Below are 16,309 nucleotides of genomic sequence, written 5' to 3' on the forward strand. Positions count from 1 at the left end.
GCGCATTATAGGGAGTAATTCTGAGGTGACAAGGGGAAATGCAAAAAAACTTTTCGTTCGCTCGCTTTTCCATCAAGACGCTGTTTAAACGCCCTGTTTGCGGATCATTTGCGCGATTTCTCGGGCAAATCGGGAGACCTGTTGCCAGTCGGTATAGACCACTTCTTTACGGGTATCCGTTTCGCCCCCGGTCATTTTCATAATCAGGCGGATCATAAACCGATCGTACCAGCGGTAACGCGGGTAACGTAGCGCCCCGGCAAACACCGCGCAGCTCTGCGGCTGCCACGGCGAGTTGAGCAGAAACTTGCGCGTATAGCTGTTGGTCTGCGGCGTGCGCTTCTCGGGTTTACGCGCAACCAGGTTCACCGAAAAGAATGCCCCCGGCAGCGCCTGCAATGCTGCAAGGTGCTTTTTCACAAAGCGGTCCACTGCCGGATGAAAGTGTCCGTAGCGAATCGACGCGCCAATCACCACGCGATCATAATGATGCCATTCCACGTCATCGGTACGGTTCAGATTCAGGGTGTCCGCATCGATACCCAGCTCTTTAAGCTCAGAGGCGAGAAACGAAGCGATTTCACGTGTCTGCCCGTCGCGGGTGGAAAAGAGAATTAAAGTTTTCACGAGCACTCCTGTTATTCGCGCCAGAAAGTGGGAGTAAAGAGCACCAGTAAGGTGAACACTTCCAGACGACCAAACAGCATATTAGCAATCAGGATCCATTTCGCGACCGGGTTCATGGTGGCAAAGTTGTCCGCGACGACGCCGAGCCCAGGCCCGAGGTTGTTCAATGTCGCCACCACGGAGGCGAAAGCGGAGAAGTCATCCACCCCGGTGGCGATAATAGCCAGCATACTAATGATAAAAACCAGCGCATAGGCGGAGAAGAATCCCCATACCGCTTCCAGAATACGTTCCGGCAGCGCGCGGTTACCTAATTTAATGCTATACACCGCATTCGGGTGAACCAGACGCTTAAGCTCACGGTTGCCCTGCTTGAACAGCAACAGGATACGGATAACCTTTAAGCCACCGCCCGTGGAGCCTGCGCAGCCGCCGATAAATGCGGAGCACAGCAGAAGCACCGGCAGGAACAGCGGCCAGCGCGCAATGCTATCGGTGGTGAATCCCGCGGTGGTCGCCATCGACACCACCTGGAAAAACGCCTGATTCAGCGTCGTCAGCACCGAGCCGTACACGTTATGAAGCCATAGCACCAGCGTACAGACGATGACCAGCGTCAACTGGACGCCAATGAACATTCGAAACTCAGGGTCGCGCCAGTACACCTTCAGGCTGCGTCCGCTCAACAACGAAAAATGCAGACCGTAGTTACAGCCGGAGATCAGCAGGAAGATGGCAATGATGGAGTTGATCATCGGGCTGTTGAAATAGCCGACGCTGGCATCGTGAGTCGAGAAACCGCCGATGGCGATGGTGGCGAAGCTGTGCCCTATCGCATCGAAGGCCGGCATACCGGCAAACCAGAGCGCCAATGCGCAGGCGACCGTCAGTAACACATAGATGAGCCACAATGTCTTTGCCGTCTCGGCGATGCGCGGGCGCATCTTGTTATCTTTCAGCGGGCCGGGCATTTCCGCACGGTAGAGCTGCATCCCCCCGACGCCGAGGATAGGCAGAATCGCCACCGCCAACACAATGATCCCCATGCCGCCGAACCACTGCAGCATCTGCCGGTAAAAGAGGATAGCGTGCGGGAGCGAGTCCAGCCCCACCAGGGTGGTCGCCCCGGTCGTCGTCAGGCCGGAAAATGACTCGAAGAAGGCATCCGTCACCGTCAGGTTCGGCTGTTCGGCGAAAATAAAGGGCAAGGCCCCTACGCTACCCAGCACGGTCCAGAACAGCACCACGATCAGAAATCCTTCACGGGATTTCAGTTCGCCCTTTTGCTTACGGTTCGGCCACCACAGCATGGAGCCGATCGCCAGAGCGACAAAAAAAGTTTGAGTGAAGGCCCGTCCCGCGCCATCGCGATATATCAGGGCCACTAATCCCGGGACGATCATCGTCCCCGAAAACAAGATGACCAGTAATCCAACGATTCGGGTTATGGCGCGAAAATGCATCTCTGGCGCTTCCTTTGGTAGGCAAAAAAACAGAGGGGATTATTCGTTAATCTTCAGCAATTGCAATGAACCGCGACTAAAATCAGCCAGTTTTGCTGAAAAAGCCGCCACTTCAGCCTGGGGAAGCGCCACGCGCAGCCGAACCGACGCCAGATATTCGCTTTCAACGACGTTGCCGGAAAATTGGGCGAGCAGCGCTTCGACGCCGGCCAGTTGCCCATATTCACATTGCAAAGTATATGCCGTTAACGGCGTCTTGCGCAGTGTCGTCAACTGCGCCAGCGCCTGATGAACACCGCCGCCATAGGCTTTCACCAGGCCGCCGGTGCCCAGCAGGATACCACCGTAGTAACGTACGACGACAGCGGTTATCTCGCCGACGCCGCTTCCCATCAGCTGCGCCAGCATCGGTTTACCCGCCGTTCCCGCCGGTTCGCCATCATCAGAAAACCCAAGCTGTTGCGAATCATCAGGCGGTCCGGCGACCCACGCCACGCAGTGGTGACGGGCATCGGGGTGATCCGCTCTGACGGACTCGACAAAGGCTTTCGCCGCCGCCACGCCGTCGGTATGCGCCAACAACGTGATAAAACGGCTCTTTTTGATCTCCTCAACGACGGAAACGGGCGCCGCCGGGATTAACCAGCTCTCCATTAGGCCAGCTTCAGATCGCGCGTCATATTTTCGATACTGTTTTCGTGAACCACCACGTTATCTTCGATACGGATCCCGCCGAATGGCTTCATGGCGTCAATTTTTTGCCAGTTGAAGTGTTTGCTGAACGGGCCTTCACGCCACGGCGCCAGTAACGACTCGATAAAGTAGATGCCGGGTTCAATGGTCAACACCATACGCGGCTCGATAATACGGGTGCAGCGCAGATACGGGTATTTCGCTGGCGCCGCCAGATGCGTACCGGAGTCGTCTTGCATAAAGCCAGCAACATCATGCACCTGCAGACCCAGCGGATGACCAATCCCGTGCGGCATAAATGGCCCGGTCAGATCGTTTTCCACCATCGCCTCTTCGCTCATGTCAGTGACTAACTGGTGTTTACGCAGCAGTTTCGCAATACGCTGGTGGAACTGGATATGGTAATCGACGTAGCGAGTCCCGGCTTTCATGGTGCTAATCAGCGCCAGCTGCTCGTCGTTAACGTCTTTAATCAGATGGGCGAAATCGTTATCGCCGTGTGCCGCCCAGGTCCGCGTCAGATCCGCAGCATAGCCGTTATATTCCGCACCGGCGTCGAGCAGGAAGCTGCGCATTTCCGCCGGAGCGCGGTGGTCCAGTTTGGTGTAGTGCAGGACAGAAGCATGCTCGTTCAGCGCCACGATGTTGCTGTAAGGCACGTCGGTATCGCGGTGACCGGTTGCGGTAAGATAGGCCTGATTGATATCGAATTCGCTCATCCCGGACTGAAAAGCTTCATAGGCCGCACGATGACCATTCACCGCCGACTTCTGCGCTTCACGCATACAGGCCAGCTCGTAATCGGTTTTGTAAGCCCGGTAGTAATGCAGATAATCGATAACCCCTTTCGGGTTGATCTTATCCGCGGCGATTCCCAGACCCAGCGCGCGCTCCGGCACCGGCCCGATATAACCAATATTTCCGCGAGCGGCAGGCAGTTGGCTGCCGATGCCATCGGCCTTCGGCAGCGCGACCACATCGACCTCTTCGGTCCAGAACGAGGTTGGCAGCGGCTCAACGTTATGCCAGTAATCAACCGGCAGATAGAACCACAGCTTCGGTTTATTCACACCGTCCACCAGCAACCAGCAGTTAGGCACCTGAGTCACCGGCACCCAGGCTTTGAACTGCGGATTGACCTTGAACGGGTACGGATGGTCATCAAGGAAGACGTTAACCAGCTCGCCGGAGTGAATCAGCAGAGCATCCATCTGAAAACGGGACAGGACGTCGCGGGTACGTTCTTGTAGGGTAACAATATGATTTTTATAGAGCGCGGCCAGGGATTCCATCTTTTGTCCTTTGCTTTTATGGGATCGTGATACTCCGCATCTTAGCACATCGACCTGCGTGCGGGTGATTTCCACCGGATGTGATCCGACCAGCAATTATTTAAAGAGTAATTTGCAATTCTTTAACATAAATTCCACACTCCGTTTCATCTGGTATGACCAGATCATATTGCTGGATTCAGGAGACTGACATGCTCTACAAAGGCGACACCCTGTACCTCGACTGGCTGGAAGATGGCATCGCCGAACTGGTGTTCGATGCCCCAGGTTCGGTCAACAAGCTTGATACCGCAACCGTAGCCAGCCTCGGTCATGCGCTGGACGTACTGGAAAAACAAAACGATCTCAAAGGCCTGATGCTGCGCTCTGAAAAAGCGGCGTTTATCGTCGGCGCGGATATTACGGAATTCCTCTCACTGTTCCTGGTCCCTGAGGAGCAGTTAAGCCAATGGCTGCATTTTGCTAACAGCGTCTTCAACCGTCTGGAAGATCTTCCCGTCCCCACTGTCTCCGCCGTCAACGGTTACGCGCTGGGCGGCGGTTGTGAATGCGTCCTGGCGACCGATTACCGCCTGGCGACGCCGGATCTGCGCATTGGTCTGCCGGAAACCAAACTCGGCATTATGCCAGGCTTCGGCGGCTCAGTCCGTTTGCCGCGCCTGCTCGGCGCCGACAGCGCGCTGGAGATCATTGCTGCCGGGAAAGATGTCGGTGCCGATCAAGCGCTGAAAATCGGCCTGGTGGATGGCGTAGTTGCTGCCGACAAACTGCGCGACGGCGCGCTGGCGATCCTGCGCCAGGCGATTCAGGGCGACCTGGACTGGAAAGCGAAACGTCAACCGAAGCTGGAGCCGCTGAAGCTCAGCAAAATTGAAGCGACGATGAGTTTCACCATCGCCAAAGGCATGGTCGCGCAAACCGCCGGGAAGCATTATCCGGCGCCGATCACCGCGGTGAAAACCATTGAAGCCGCCGCGCGTCTTGGTCGTGAAGAGGCCCTGGTGCTGGAAAATAAAAGTTTTGTTCCGCTGGCTCATACCAATGAGGCCCGCGCGCTGGTCGGTATCTTCCTCAACGACCAGTACGTCAAAGCGAAAGCGAAAAAACTGACCAAAGATGTCGAAACGCCGAAGCAGGCCGCCGTCCTGGGCGCGGGCATTATGGGCGGCGGCATCGCTTATCAGTCGGCGTGGAAAGGCGTGCCGGTCATCATGAAGGACATCAACGATAAATCGCTGACGCTCGGCATGACCGAAGCGGCGAAGCTACTGAATAAACAGCTTGAACGCGGCAAAATCGACGGTCTGAAGCTGGCCGGAGTAATAAGCACCATTCAGCCAACGCTGGAGTATAGCGGTTTTGATCGCGTGGACGTGGTCGTTGAAGCGGTGGTGGAAAACCCGAAAGTGAAGAAAGCGGTGCTGGCGGAAACGGAAGATAAAATCCGCCCGGATACCGTGCTGGCGTCCAACACCTCAACGATCCCCATCAGCGAGCTGGCCAGCGTTCTGCAGCGCCCGGAAAACTTCTGCGGCATGCACTTCTTTAACCCGGTGCATCGCATGCCGCTGGTAGAAGTGATCCGCGGCGAAAAAACCTCGGATAAGACCATTGCCAAAGTCGTCGCCTGGGCCAGCAAAATGGGCAAGACGCCAATCGTGGTCAATGATTGTCCCGGTTTCTTCGTCAACCGCGTGCTGTTCCCCTACTTCGCCGGCTTCAGCCAGCTGCTGCGCGACGGGGCGGATTTCCGCAAAGTCGATAAAGTGATGGAGAAACAGTTTGGCTGGCCGATGGGCCCGGCCTATCTGCTGGACGTGGTCGGCATCGACACCGCGCACCATGCTCAGGCGGTCATGGCGGCGGGCTTCCCGCAGCGGATGCAGAAAGATTATCGCGACGCCATCGACGCCCTGTTTGACGCCAACCGTTTCGGCCAGAAGAACGGCCTCGGCTTCTGGCGCTATAAAGACGACAGCAAAGGTAAGCCGAAGAAAGAAGAAGATGCCGCCGTCGACAGCCTGCTGGCCGACGTCAGCCAGCCGAAGCGCGATTTCAGCGATGAAGAGATTATCGCCCGCATGATGATCCCGATGGTTAACGAAGTCGTCCGCTGCCTGGAAGAAGGCATTATCGCCAGCCCGGCGGAAGCGGATATGGCGCTGGTATACGGCCTCGGCTTCCCTCCGTTCCACGGCGGCGCCTTCCGCTGGCTGGATACCATCGGCAGCGCGAAGTATCTCGATATGGCGCAGCAGTACCAGCACCTTGGGCCGCTGTATGAAGTCCCTGCCGGTCTGCGTGACAAAGCGCGCCATAACGAAGCGTATTATCCCCAGGTAGAGCCAGCCCGTCCGGTTGGCGCTCTGAAAACGGCTTAAGGAGTCACAATGGAACAGGTTGTCATTGTCGATGCTATTCGCACCCCGATGGGCCGTTCAAAGGGCGGCGCATTTCGCCACGTGCGCGCGGAAGACCTCTCCGCGCACCTGATGCGTAGCCTGCTGTCGCGCAACCCGTCGCTTGAGGCAAGCGCGATAGACGATATCTACTGGGGCTGCGTGCAGCAAACCCTCGAGCAGGGTTTTAACATCGCCCGTAACGCGGCGCTGCTGGCGGAGATCCCGCATTCGGTACCGGCAAACACGGTTAACCGTCTGTGCGGTTCTTCCATGCAGGCGCTGCACGATGCCGCACGCATGATCATGACCGGCGATGCCAGCGTCTGCCTGATTGGCGGCGTGGAGCACATGGGCCATGTGCCGATGAGCCACGGCGTCGATTTCCACCCGGGCCTGAGTCGCAACGTGGCGAAGGCGGCAGGGATGATGGGGCTGACCGCTGAAATGCTGGCGCGTCTGCACGGCATTAGCCGGGAAATGCAGGATCAGTTCGCCGCGCGCTCCCACGCCCGCGCCTGGGCTGCGACCCAGTCCGGCGCATTCAAAGCCGAGATTATCCCCACCGGCGGCCACGATGCCGATGGCGTACTGAAGTCCTTTAACTATGACGAAGTGATCCGCCCGGAAACCACCGTCGAGACGCTGTCTACCCTGAGGCCGGCGTTTGACCCGGTGACCGGTACGGTAACGGCGGGTACCTCTTCCGCCCTTTCCGATGGCGCGGCGGCGATGCTGCTGATGAGCGAAAGTCGCGCCCGCGAACTGGGGCTGAAGCCACGCGCCCGCGTCCGTTCGATGGCGGTGGTCGGCTGCGACCCGTCCATTATGGGCTATGGCCCGGTTCCCGCCTCGAAGCTGGCGCTGAAAAAAGCGGGCTTATCCACCAGCGATATCGACGTCTTTGAAATGAATGAGGCCTTTGCCGCGCAGATCCTGCCGTGCATTAAAGATCTGGGCCTGATGGAGCAGATCGATGAGAAGATCAACCTTAACGGCGGGGCGATCGCGCTCGGTCATCCGCTGGGTTGTTCCGGGGCGCGTATTAGCACCACGTTGATCAATCAGATGGAGCGTAAAGATGCCCAGTTCGGCCTCGCCACCATGTGCATTGGCCTGGGACAAGGGATCGCCACCGTGTTTGAGCGGGTGTAAATTTACAAAAGGGTATCTCACAGCCAATGGCGTCAGAACAAGGCGGCAAGCGAGCGAACCCCGATGAGCTTACTGAAGTAAGTGATTCGGGTGAGCGAGCGCAGCCGACGCAGTTATGACGTCATTGGCGAAGAGAGACAGTTTAGTTGCCGTTCTTCCCGCCTGTCAGGGGCGGGTTTTTTATTTGCAGATATCAGATAAAGGCAAACGCGTCGCCAAACAGGCGATCTTCGCGCGCGCCGCGTTCGTTGCAGAACAGGTCGCGAGCAATCTTGGCCATCTCAAAACGCCCGGCAATATAGATATCGTGATCGGCCAGGGTACCGTAATCCTGCAGCACCGCGGTCAGCACGGTGCCGGAACGCCCACGCCAGCCCTCTTCCGGCTGCTCAACAACCGGCTCAATGCGCAGATTCGGATGTTTGACGCTCAAGGCTTCCAGCTCAGCCAGATCGTACAGATGTTTGGTCTCGCGGCCGCCCCAGTAAATCGCGATATCGCGCTGAGGATTGCGTGACAGCGCGGTCAGCAGAATAGAACGCACATAAGAGAAGCCGGTGCCGCCGGCAATCAAAATCAGCGGGCGGTCTTCATCTTCACGCAGCCAGGCTTCGCCATGCGGGATATCAACCTCAATTTCGCGCTCTTTCAGGATGCGATCCATGACCGCCATCGCGTACAGATTGAGCTCCGAGGCGCCGATATGCAGTTCGATAAATTCCTGTTCCGCCGGCGTGGAGGCCATGGAGAATGGGCGTTTGTCGCGCTCATCCATTACCACCATCAGATACTGGCCAGCGCGGAAAGAGAATGCCGCTTCCGGTACTAATCGAACACGATACACGGTATCGGTAATCGCCTCCACCGAGGTCACTTTACAGCTTAAGGTTGTCATGCGTCCCCTCTGTCGGGTCTATAGAGCAAAACAGCGGCGTTAGCCCCGCTTACTGTTGTTTAAAGATGGCCAGATCATCCCAGATGGCGTCAATGCGCGCCGTGACGGCAGGATCTTTTTTGATTGGGCGACCCCATTCACGCTGGGTTTCGCCAGGCCATTTATTGGTGGCATCCAGCCCCATTTTTGAACCCAGGCCGGAAACCGGCGAGGCAAAATCCAGATAATCAATTGGCGTATTCTCTACCAGTACCGTATCACGAGCCGGGTCCATACGGGTAGTGATCGCCCAAATCACATCGTTCCAGTCGCGGGCGTTGACATCGTCATCGCAGACAATCACGAATTTGGTGTACATAAACTGGCGCAGGAACGACCAGACGCCCATCATCACGCGCTTGGCATGGCCTGCATACTGTTTTTTCATCGTCACCACCGCCAGGCGGTAGGAGCACCCTTCCGGCGGCAGATAGAAATCGACGATTTCCGGAAACTGTTTTTGCAGGATCGGGACGAAGACTTCATTCAGCGCCACGCCCAGCACCGCAGGCTCATCCGGCGGACGGCCGGTATAGGTCGAATGATAAATCGCGTCTTCACGTTGGGTAATATGGGTGACCGTAAACACCGGAAACTGGTCTACTTCATTGTAGTAGCCGGTATGGTCGCCATACGGACCTTCCGGCGCCATCTCCCCGGCCTCGATATAACCTTCCAGCACAATCTCTGCGCTGGCAGGCACTTCAAGATCGTTCGAGACGCATTTCACCACTTCGGTTTTGGTACCGCGCAGCAGCCCGGCAAAGGCATATTCCGACAACGTATCCGGCACCGGGGTCACCGCGCCAAGAATGGTCGCTGGGTCGGCGCCGAGCGCCACAGAAACCGGGAAGCGTTCGCCCGGACGCGCCGCGCTCCACTCCTGGAAATCCAGTGCGCCGCCGCGATGAGACAGCCAGCGCATAATCAGTTTGTTTTTGCCAATCAGCTGCTGGCGATAAATCCCCAGGTTCTGCCGATCTTTGTGCGGCCCGCGGGTCACCGTCAGCCCCCAGGTGATCAGCGGCGCGGCATCGTCCGGCCAGCAGGTCATAATCGGGATTTTCCTCAGGTCGACGTCATCGCCCTGGATGATTTTTTGCTGGCAGGGGGCGCCGCGCAGACGTTTGGTCGGCATATTCAGCACTTGCTTAAACTGCGGCAGCTTATCAAACAGATCGCGGAAACCTTTGGGCGGCTCAGGCTCTTTCAGAAAGGCTAACAGCTTACCCACCTCGCGCAGCGAACTGACGTCCTCCTGACCCATTCCCAGCGCCACGCGCCGCGGCGTGCCGAACAGGTTGCACAGCACCGGCATGGTATAGCCTTTCGGATTCTCAAACAGCAACGCCGGACCGCCAGCGCGCAGGGTGCGGTCGGCAATTTCGGTGATTTCCAGGTGGGGATCGACCGGCAGAGTGATACGTTTTAGTTCGCCCTGTTGTTCCAGGAGTGTCAGAAAGTCGCGAAGATCGTGATATTTCATGAAAGTGTTATTGACCTCTCTACAGGCGGCTAATTATACGGTGTTCAACGGCGAGATGCTGTAATTTTGTTAAATTAGCGTGAAAGAACGCTGAAATTTGGATTTCAATTATAATGGCTTTCGCGATTACACCAGCCATTTGTTATGCTTGCCGTTATTAGAAGTGGAATGAGTCATTATGCAAGCCTGGTACTTACTGTATTGCAAACGTGGGCAGCTACAACGAGCCCAGGAACATCTGGAACGTCAGTCAGTTAACTGCCTGATGCCGACGATTGCGCTGGAAAAAATCATTCGCGGTAAACGCACCATGGTCAGCGAACCGCTGTTCCCGAACTACCTGTTTATTGAGTTCGATCCAGAGGTGATTCATACCACCACCATCAGCGCCACCCGCGGGGTTAACAACTTCGTGCGCTTTGGCGCCCTACCCGCTATCGTCCCCTCGGCGGTCATCCATCAGCTCTCTATCTATAAACCGGAAGGCATCACCGACCCGGAAACACCGCATGAGGGCGATAGCGTACTGATCACCGACGGCGCGTTCGAAGGCTTACAGGCTATCTTTACCGAGCCGGACGGTGAAGCACGCTCTATGTTGCTGTTAAACCTGCTGAATAAGCAAGTCCTGCAGAGCGTTAAAAACACCGATTTCCAGAAAATCTAAGCGCCGATAACGTCGATACCAAACAGCGCTCTGACGTTTGCGTCCGTTTGCGCCTCAAGCCACCGCGCCTCCTCGCCGCGCCAGGCCGCGACGCTGGCCAGGATATGCGGCAAATACGCGGGCTCGTTACGACGCGAGGCGGGTTTCGGCTTGAGGTCGCGCGGCAGCAGATAAGGCGCATCGGTCTCCAGCAGCAGACGTTCCGCCGGGATCGCCGGCAGTAGCTCTCGCAGCTCGAGCCCGCGCCGCTCATCGCACACCCAACCGGTAATGCCGATAAACAGCCCCAGATCCAGACATTCCTGCACCTCGCTGCGGCTGCCGGTAAAGCAGTGCAGCACCGCGCCCGGGATCTTCCCAAGCCAGGGTTTAAGTAGCGTCAGAAACCGGTCGTGGGCGTCGCGGCAGTGTAAAAACACCGGCATCGACAGCTCGGCGGCCAGCGCCAGTTGGGCGCTGAATGCCGCCTCCTGCTCCTGCGGCGTGGAGAAATTACGATTAAAATCCAGACCACATTCCCCTATCGCCACCACCTGCGGCTCGCGGGCAAGGACATAAATCGCCTCGGCGACCGCTGGCGTCCAGCTGCTGCCGTCATGGGGATGAACCCCCGCCGTGGACCAGCAGCCGGCGTAATGGCTCGCCATTCTCTGCGCCTGCTGGCTCTCCGGCAAATTTGTGCCGGTCAGCAGCATGCCGTGGACCCCCGCCGACCGGGCGCGCGCCACCACCTCATCATGGTCGCGGGCAAACTGTGAACTGGTCAGATTAACGCCGATATCAAACATGATCGCTCCATATGACAACCGCCCTGACGGGCGGTTGGCGGTATTACTCTTCTCTGTGCTCAGCGGCTTCAGCTTCGGCCACGGCATCGTCATCGCGCGTCAGGCGCTTCCCGGTGTAGAAGCGGGCGAAGAACACCCCAACTTCAAACAGACAGTACATCGGAATGGCCAGCAGCGTCTGCGAGAACACGTCCGGCGGCGTCAGCAGCATGCCCACCACGAAGGCGCCCACCAGCACATACGGCCGTTTTTTGCGCAGCTCTTCCGGCGTAGTGACGCCCATCCAGCAGAGCAGCACAATGGCGACCGGCACCTCAAAAGAGACCCCGAACGCCATAAACAGCGCCATCACGAAGTCGAGATAGCTGCGGATATCGGTCGAGACCAGCACCCCCTCCGGGGCAGCATGGGTCAGAAAGCCGAACGCCAGCGGAAACACGACAAAATACGCGAAAGCCATGCCGATATAGAACAGCAGCGTGCTGGAGACCAGCAAGGGCACCACCAGCCGGCGCTCGTGCTTATACAGCGCCGGCGCGACGAAGGCCCATACCTGATACAGAATAATCGGCACCGACAGGATCACCGACACCATAAAGGTCAGCTTTATCGGCGTAAAGAAAGGTGAAGCGACATCGGTGGCGATCATCGTCGCGCCTACCGGCATCTTGCTGATAAGCGGGGCCGAGACCAGCTGATAGATATCATTGGCGAAATAGACCAGCGCCAGGAAGATCACCAGGATAGCAATGATGCTGTTGAGCAGACGCTTGCGCAGCTCAATCAGATGCGAAATTAGCGGTTGTGTATCGTCTACGCCCATGTTTACGGTTTATCACTCGATGCGGGGGAAGAATGGGGGGCAGCCGCCGTAGCGGATGTTTTCTCTGCCGGTGAAGCGGGTTGCTCGTCGGCCACGGGCTCCGGCGCATGAACCGGAGCGCTGGCCTGATGTTCGGCCGTCGCCGGCGTGACGTCCTGCCGCTGCGCTTCGCTGCCTTTCACCACCGGATTATGGATGGTATTCGCTTCGTCGCTGGCCTTTTCCGGATCGTGGGCGCTATAGGAGCGCTTCATCGACTCCGCGGCCTCGCGCAGCTCGTCCATAGAGGCTTTCAGCTCCGGCGTCAGGTTATTCAGGCTGGCCTTTTCCACCTTCTTGAGGCTCTCCTGGAACTCCTGCAGTTTTAGCTCCTGAGCCAGCTCATTCTGCACCGTGGTCGCCAGCGACCGTAGCGTACGGATCCAGCCAACCACCGTTTTAACCGCGACGGGAAGCCGCTGTGGCCCCAGAACAATGAGGCCAATTACAAACACCAGCAGTAGTTCACTAAAACCAATATCGAACACGAGTTACACCTGCTCTTTGTCGTGGCGTTTTGTCTCGTCTTTTTTTGCATCATCCTGTTTGTCGGCGATAGTTTTCGCCGTGAAATCTGCGTCTGGCGCCGACTTTTCGGGTTTATCATCATCACTCATGGCTTTTTTAAAGCCTTTGATGGATGCCCCTAAGTCTGACCCCAGTGAGCTCAGCTTCTTCGTCCCGAATAGCAGAACTACGATGACGACAACAATTAATAACTGCCAAATACTGATACCACCCATACACGTTCCCCTATGACAGATGATGAATTATGTGGACGCATTATACACGCCATCCTGCCAGCCGCCTCGCCGTCAGGCCACCGGCATGATTTTGCGCAAATAAGCCTGCGTCATGAAGTGGCGAACCGATCAGCGGGTTTTTCGCCAGCCAATCAGCCAGGTCACGACACCGCCGGCCATCAGCCAGCCGGGCATCATTCCCCACTCAGGGCGATGGATAAAGAGCAGCGTACCACTGAGCAATAAAACCGCGCCTATACCAAACAGATAACGGGATTGGCCCTGGCGCACATGACGCACATGCATATCCCGCACGATAGTATCGACGCTGGTCTGCAGCTGTTTGCTCTGCTGCAGGCTCTGATACACCAGCTCAGGTATTTCAGGCATTCTTTCGATCCAGAACGGCGCTTTGTCTTTAAACGCGCGCACCAGCGCCGGAATACCGACCTGATCTTTGATCCACGACTCAAGGAAAGGCTTCGCCGTTTTCCACAAGTCTAACTGAGGATAGAGCTGCCGGCCTACCCCTTCTACGTAAAGTAATGTCTTCTGTAGCAAAACAAGCTGCGGCTGGACTTCCATATTGAAGCGCCGCGCGGTGTTGAACAGATTAAGCAGCACGTGGCCGAAGGAGATCTCCGCCAGCGGCTTCTCAAAGATGGGCTCGCAGACCGTGCGGATCGCGAACTCAAACTCTTCGACATTAGTATCCGGCGGAACCCAACCGGAGTCGACGTGCAGCTCGGCAACCTTACGATAATCGCGGTTGAAAAAGGCGATAAAGTTTTCCGCCAGATAGCGCTTATCTTCTTTGTTCAGCGAGCCGACAATGCCGCAATCGATGCCGATATACTGCGGATCTTCCGGGTGCTCGTAGCTGACGAATATGTTGCCAGGGTGCATATCAGCATGGAAAAAACTGTCGCGAAACACCTGGGTGAAGAAGACCTGCACGCCCCGCTCCGCCAGCAGCTGCAGGTTGGTTCCCTGAGCCTCCAGCGCCTCGACGTCGGACACCGGAATGCCGTAGATGCGCTCCATCACCATCATGCTTTCGCTGCAGTAGTCGGGGTACACTTCCGGCACATACAGCATCGGGCTGTCTTCGAAATTACGCCGCAGCTGAATGGCGTTAGCGGATTCCCGCAGCAGGTTCAGCTCGTCCAGCAGCGTTTTTTCATACTCACGAACCACCTCCTGCGGGCGCAGACGGCGGCCGTCAGGCAGCAGACGCGGCACCCAGCGCGCCAGGCGGTAGATGAGCTTCATGTCCGCTTTAATGATCGGCAAAATATCCGGACGGATAACCTTGATCACCACCTCTTTGCCGTTCTCTTTCAGACGCGCGGTATGCACCTGGGCGATAGACGCCGAGGCTAACGGCTCAACGGAGAAATCATCAAACCAGGCCTCCACCGGCAGGCCACCCATCGCTTTCTCTATCTGCTGCTGCGCGAGCTTCCCGTCAAAGGGCGCCACGCGGTCCTGCAACAGCGCCAGCTGATCGGCAATATGCGGCGGAAAGAGATCCCGCCGCGTGGAAAGCATCTGGCCGAATTTAATCCACACCGGCCCCAGCTCCTGAAGCGCCAGCCGCAGACGGGCGCCAAGGGGTTGATCCTGATGGCGGTTTGGCATCCAGAACAGCATCCGCCGCCAGATACGCAGCGGCAGCGTGATCCGCATTTTGGGGATGAGCTCATCGAGCCCGTAGCTCAAAAAAGTGTGGACGATGAAATACAGGCGCCGTAATTCTCCTGGCGTCATTTGCCCTCCAGCGTTTCCAGCCGTTTTTCCAGTGCGGCCAGCGCGCGTTCAATAGCCGTCGTCTCTTCAGCAAACCAGGCCAGCTCCAGCGGCCCCGGCGCCAGGCGCCACTCTTCAGTGATCGCTTCCGCGACATAGCGCTGCTGGCGCTGCGCCCCTTTCAGTAAAAACTGAGCGCCGCCGCGGAGAACTTTACCGACGCCTTCGGCCACGATGTCGCCGGTGTAAGGCGCCAGCAGTTCAGCGGGATCGAACTCTGCCAGATCGCACAGGGTGACCATGTTCTGCACCACCTGCAGATCGCCCTGCACTTCCAGCTCGCCGCTGCGGATAAGCGCCGTGAGCTGCTGACGGTTGCGCAGTTTTGGCAGTACGCTGAGCCGGGTAATCACGGTGCAGTCGGCCTCTCCCTCCCAGGCGCTCAGGACATCAACCTGGCGTTCGCTGAACACCAGCACCACGGGCGTGGAGAAGTCCTGCAGCTGTACCCGCAATACCTTGCCCAGCAGGCGCTGGCGGGCCGGTTTTAGCGCTTTGTCGCGCCAGAGGAAAGTATTCAGCGCCGTTTCAATGCCAGCGGTCACCAGGGGTGTGAAAGGCATAGCGTCCCTCCTGTCAGAACTTGTAACCGCGATGCAAAGCAACGATACCTGCCGTCAGGTTGTAGTAGTCCACGCTTTCGAAGCCTGCATCCTGCATCATCCCTTTCAGGGATTCCTGGTCCGGATGCATACGGATCGACTCCGCCAGGTAGCGATAGCTGTCGCCGTCTTTTGCCACCAGCTCGCCCACCTTCGGCAGGATATGGAAGGAGTAAGCGTCGTAGGCTTTGCTCAGCGGTTCAATAATGGGTTTAGAAAACTCCAACACCAGCAGACGTCCGCCCGGCTTCAGCACGCGGTACATCGAACGCAGCGCTTTCTCTTTGTCGGTCACGTTACGCAGACCGAAAGAGATGGTGATGCAGTCAAAGGTATTATCAGCAAACGGCAGGGCTTCCGCGTTGGCCTGAACATACTCAACATTACCCACGATGCCGATATTGCGCAGCTTTTCGCGGCCCATTTTGAGCATTGAATCATTGATATCAGCAAGCATAACGCGGCCGGTTTCCCCTACCAGACGGGAAAACTTAGCCGTCAAATCACCGGTACCCCCCGCCAGATCCAGCACGGTCTGCCCGCGACGTACACCGCTGCAGTCGATGGTGAAACGCTTCCACAAACGATGGATACCAAACGACATTAAGTCATTCATCACATCATACTTTGCGGCGACAGAATGGAATACATGCGCCACCATGTCCGCTTTCTGCTCTTTAGCGACCGTCTGAAAGCCAAAGTGCGTCGTTTCTTGTGAATCCTCAACCATCTTTATGCCTGCTTGCTTTTCAAGAAAATGTTCACTGAGTGTATCAGACTCAGCGCATT

16 protein-coding genes are annotated in these 16,309 nt (G+C 57.1%); 3 read left to right on the plus strand and 13 right to left on the minus strand.

The window, feature by feature from the left end:
• Positions 1-84 precede the first annotated feature (84 nt).
• Genes hemG through pepQ form a run of 4 tightly spaced genes read right to left on the minus strand, consistent with a single transcriptional unit; the run spans position 85 to position 4,075 of the window.
• Positions 85-627, minus strand: coding sequence for a menaquinone-dependent protoporphyrinogen IX dehydrogenase (gene hemG / locus ABLU95_RS25400; RefSeq protein WP_023291587.1), 543 nt, complete (start codon positions 625-627; stop codon positions 85-87).
• Between the two features lie 11 nt (positions 628-638).
• Positions 639-2,090 carry a Trk system potassium transporter TrkH gene (gene trkH / locus ABLU95_RS25405; RefSeq protein WP_004886724.1) on the minus strand — a complete coding sequence of 484 codons (1,452 nt, stop codon included), beginning with the start codon at positions 2,088-2,090 and terminating at the stop codon, positions 639-641.
• 39 nt (positions 2,091-2,129) lie between these two features.
• Positions 2,130-2,744 carry an IMPACT family protein gene (locus ABLU95_RS25410; protein ID WP_004886726.1) on the minus strand — a complete coding sequence of 205 codons (615 nt, stop codon included), beginning with the start codon at positions 2,742-2,744 and terminating at the stop codon, positions 2,130-2,132.
• On the minus strand, positions 2,744-4,075 hold the full coding sequence (gene pepQ / locus ABLU95_RS25415; protein ID WP_032454527.1) for a Xaa-Pro dipeptidase: 1,332 nt from the start codon (positions 4,073-4,075) through the stop codon (positions 2,744-2,746). The genes ABLU95_RS25410 and pepQ overlap by 1 nt, the downstream gene beginning before the upstream one ends.
• Before the next feature lie 191 nt (positions 4,076-4,266).
• Here pepQ and fadB point away from each other — a divergent pair, with 191 nt between their 5' ends.
• Positions 4,267-6,456 carry a fatty acid oxidation complex subunit alpha FadB gene (fadB, locus tag ABLU95_RS25420; RefSeq protein WP_101862610.1) on the plus strand — a complete coding sequence of 730 codons (2,190 nt, stop codon included), beginning with the start codon at positions 4,267-4,269 and terminating at the stop codon, positions 6,454-6,456.
• A 9-nt stretch (positions 6,457-6,465) separates the two neighbouring features.
• A complete protein-coding gene (gene fadA, locus ABLU95_RS25425; RefSeq protein ID WP_004886733.1) occupies positions 6,466-7,629 on the plus strand; it encodes an acetyl-CoA C-acyltransferase FadA in 1,164 nt (387 codons plus the stop codon).
• A 193-nt stretch (positions 7,630-7,822) separates the two neighbouring features.
• On the opposite strand, the gene fre is transcribed toward fadA, so the two are convergent.
• Both fre and ubiD read right to left on the minus strand, forming a co-directional pair.
• Positions 7,823-8,524: an NAD(P)H-flavin reductase gene (gene fre, locus ABLU95_RS25430; protein WP_004886735.1), complete on the minus strand. Its 702-nt coding sequence runs from the start codon at positions 8,522-8,524 to the stop codon at positions 7,823-7,825.
• Between the two features lie 49 nt (positions 8,525-8,573).
• Positions 8,574-10,049, minus strand: coding sequence for a 4-hydroxy-3-polyprenylbenzoate decarboxylase (ubiD, locus tag ABLU95_RS25435; protein ID WP_065883630.1), 1,476 nt, complete (start codon positions 10,047-10,049; stop codon positions 8,574-8,576).
• Positions 10,050-10,227: 178 nt separating this feature from the next.
• Between ubiD and rfaH the strand changes: the two genes are divergently transcribed.
• Positions 10,228-10,716: a transcription/translation regulatory transformer protein RfaH gene (gene rfaH, locus ABLU95_RS25440; protein ID WP_004886742.1), complete on the plus strand. Its 489-nt coding sequence runs from the start codon at positions 10,228-10,230 to the stop codon at positions 10,714-10,716.
• Here the strand turns inward: rfaH and tatD are convergent.
• The 7 genes from tatD to ubiE form a co-directional block, all read right to left on the minus strand.
• Positions 10,713-11,504 (minus strand): 3'-5' ssDNA/RNA exonuclease TatD, encoded by a 792-nt coding sequence (gene tatD / locus ABLU95_RS25445; protein WP_243806752.1) that lies wholly within the window; start codon positions 11,502-11,504, stop codon positions 10,713-10,715. The two genes, rfaH and tatD, sit on opposite strands and share 4 nt — an antisense overlap.
• A gap of 43 nt (positions 11,505-11,547) precedes the next feature.
• Positions 11,548-12,327: a Sec-independent protein translocase subunit TatC gene (gene tatC / locus ABLU95_RS25450; RefSeq protein ID WP_231669612.1), complete on the minus strand. Its 780-nt coding sequence runs from the start codon at positions 12,325-12,327 to the stop codon at positions 11,548-11,550.
• Between the two features lie 2 nt (positions 12,328-12,329).
• On the minus strand, positions 12,330-12,854 hold the full coding sequence (tatB, locus tag ABLU95_RS25455; protein WP_023291582.1) for a Sec-independent protein translocase protein TatB: 525 nt from the start codon (positions 12,852-12,854) through the stop codon (positions 12,330-12,332).
• 3 nt (positions 12,855-12,857) lie between these two features.
• Entirely contained in the window at positions 12,858-13,109 is a 252-nt protein-coding gene (tatA, locus tag ABLU95_RS25460; RefSeq protein WP_002883425.1) for a Sec-independent protein translocase subunit TatA, read from the minus strand.
• Between the two features lie 129 nt (positions 13,110-13,238).
• The gene (gene ubiB / locus ABLU95_RS25465; RefSeq protein WP_032454523.1) at positions 13,239-14,879 is read right to left on the minus strand and encodes a ubiquinone biosynthesis regulatory protein kinase UbiB; all 1,641 of its coding nucleotides are present in this window, start codon (positions 14,877-14,879) and stop codon (positions 13,239-13,241) included.
• Positions 14,876-15,481: an SCP2 domain-containing protein gene (locus tag ABLU95_RS25470; protein WP_032454522.1), complete on the minus strand. Its 606-nt coding sequence runs from the start codon at positions 15,479-15,481 to the stop codon at positions 14,876-14,878. The genes ubiB and ABLU95_RS25470 overlap by 4 nt, the downstream gene beginning before the upstream one ends.
• 13 nt (positions 15,482-15,494) lie before the next feature.
• On the minus strand, positions 15,495-16,250 hold the full coding sequence (gene ubiE / locus ABLU95_RS25475; RefSeq protein WP_023291579.1) for a bifunctional demethylmenaquinone methyltransferase/2-methoxy-6-polyprenyl-1,4-benzoquinol methylase UbiE: 756 nt from the start codon (positions 16,248-16,250) through the stop codon (positions 15,495-15,497).
• Positions 16,251-16,309: the final 59 nt, after the last annotated feature.

The organism is Klebsiella sp. GG_Kp146 (genome assembly GCF_040061975.1).
Classification (GTDB): domain Bacteria; phylum Pseudomonadota; class Gammaproteobacteria; order Enterobacterales; family Enterobacteriaceae; genus Klebsiella; species Klebsiella quasipneumoniae.

Bases quoted from the DNA above. Each gene is read 5' to 3' on its own strand.
- trkH (WP_004886724.1), bottom strand. From the start codon at position 2,090: ATGCATTTTCGCGCCATAACCCGAATCGTTGGATTACTGGTCATCTTG.
- ABLU95_RS25410 (WP_004886726.1), bottom strand. From the start codon at position 2,744: ATGGAGAGCTGGTTAATCCCGGCGGCGCCCGTTTCCGTCGTTGAGGAG.
- pepQ (WP_032454527.1), bottom strand. From the start codon at position 4,075: ATGGAATCCCTGGCCGCGCTCTATAAAAATCATATTGTTACCCTACAA.
- fadB (WP_101862610.1), top strand. From the start codon at position 4,267: ATGCTCTACAAAGGCGACACCCTGTACCTCGACTGGCTGGAAGATGGC.
- fadA (WP_004886733.1), top strand. From the start codon at position 6,466: ATGGAACAGGTTGTCATTGTCGATGCTATTCGCACCCCGATGGGCCGT.
- fre (WP_004886735.1), bottom strand. From the start codon at position 8,524: ATGACAACCTTAAGCTGTAAAGTGACCTCGGTGGAGGCGATTACCGAT.
- ubiD (WP_065883630.1), bottom strand. From the start codon at position 10,049: ATGAAATATCACGATCTTCGCGACTTTCTGACACTCCTGGAACAACAG.
- rfaH (WP_004886742.1), top strand. From the start codon at position 10,228: ATGCAAGCCTGGTACTTACTGTATTGCAAACGTGGGCAGCTACAACGA.
- tatD (WP_243806752.1), bottom strand. From the start codon at position 11,504: ATGTTTGATATCGGCGTTAATCTGACCAGTTCACAGTTTGCCCGCGAC.
- tatC (WP_231669612.1), bottom strand. From the start codon at position 12,327: ATGGGCGTAGACGATACACAACCGCTAATTTCGCATCTGATTGAGCTG.
- tatA (WP_002883425.1), bottom strand. From the start codon at position 13,109: ATGGGTGGTATCAGTATTTGGCAGTTATTAATTGTTGTCGTCATCGTA.
- ubiB (WP_032454523.1), bottom strand. From the start codon at position 14,879: ATGACGCCAGGAGAATTACGGCGCCTGTATTTCATCGTCCACACTTTT.
- ABLU95_RS25470 (WP_032454522.1), bottom strand. From the start codon at position 15,481: ATGCCTTTCACACCCCTGGTGACCGCTGGCATTGAAACGGCGCTGAAT.
- ubiE (WP_023291579.1), bottom strand. From the start codon at position 16,250: ATGGTTGAGGATTCACAAGAAACGACGCACTTTGGCTTTCAGACGGTC.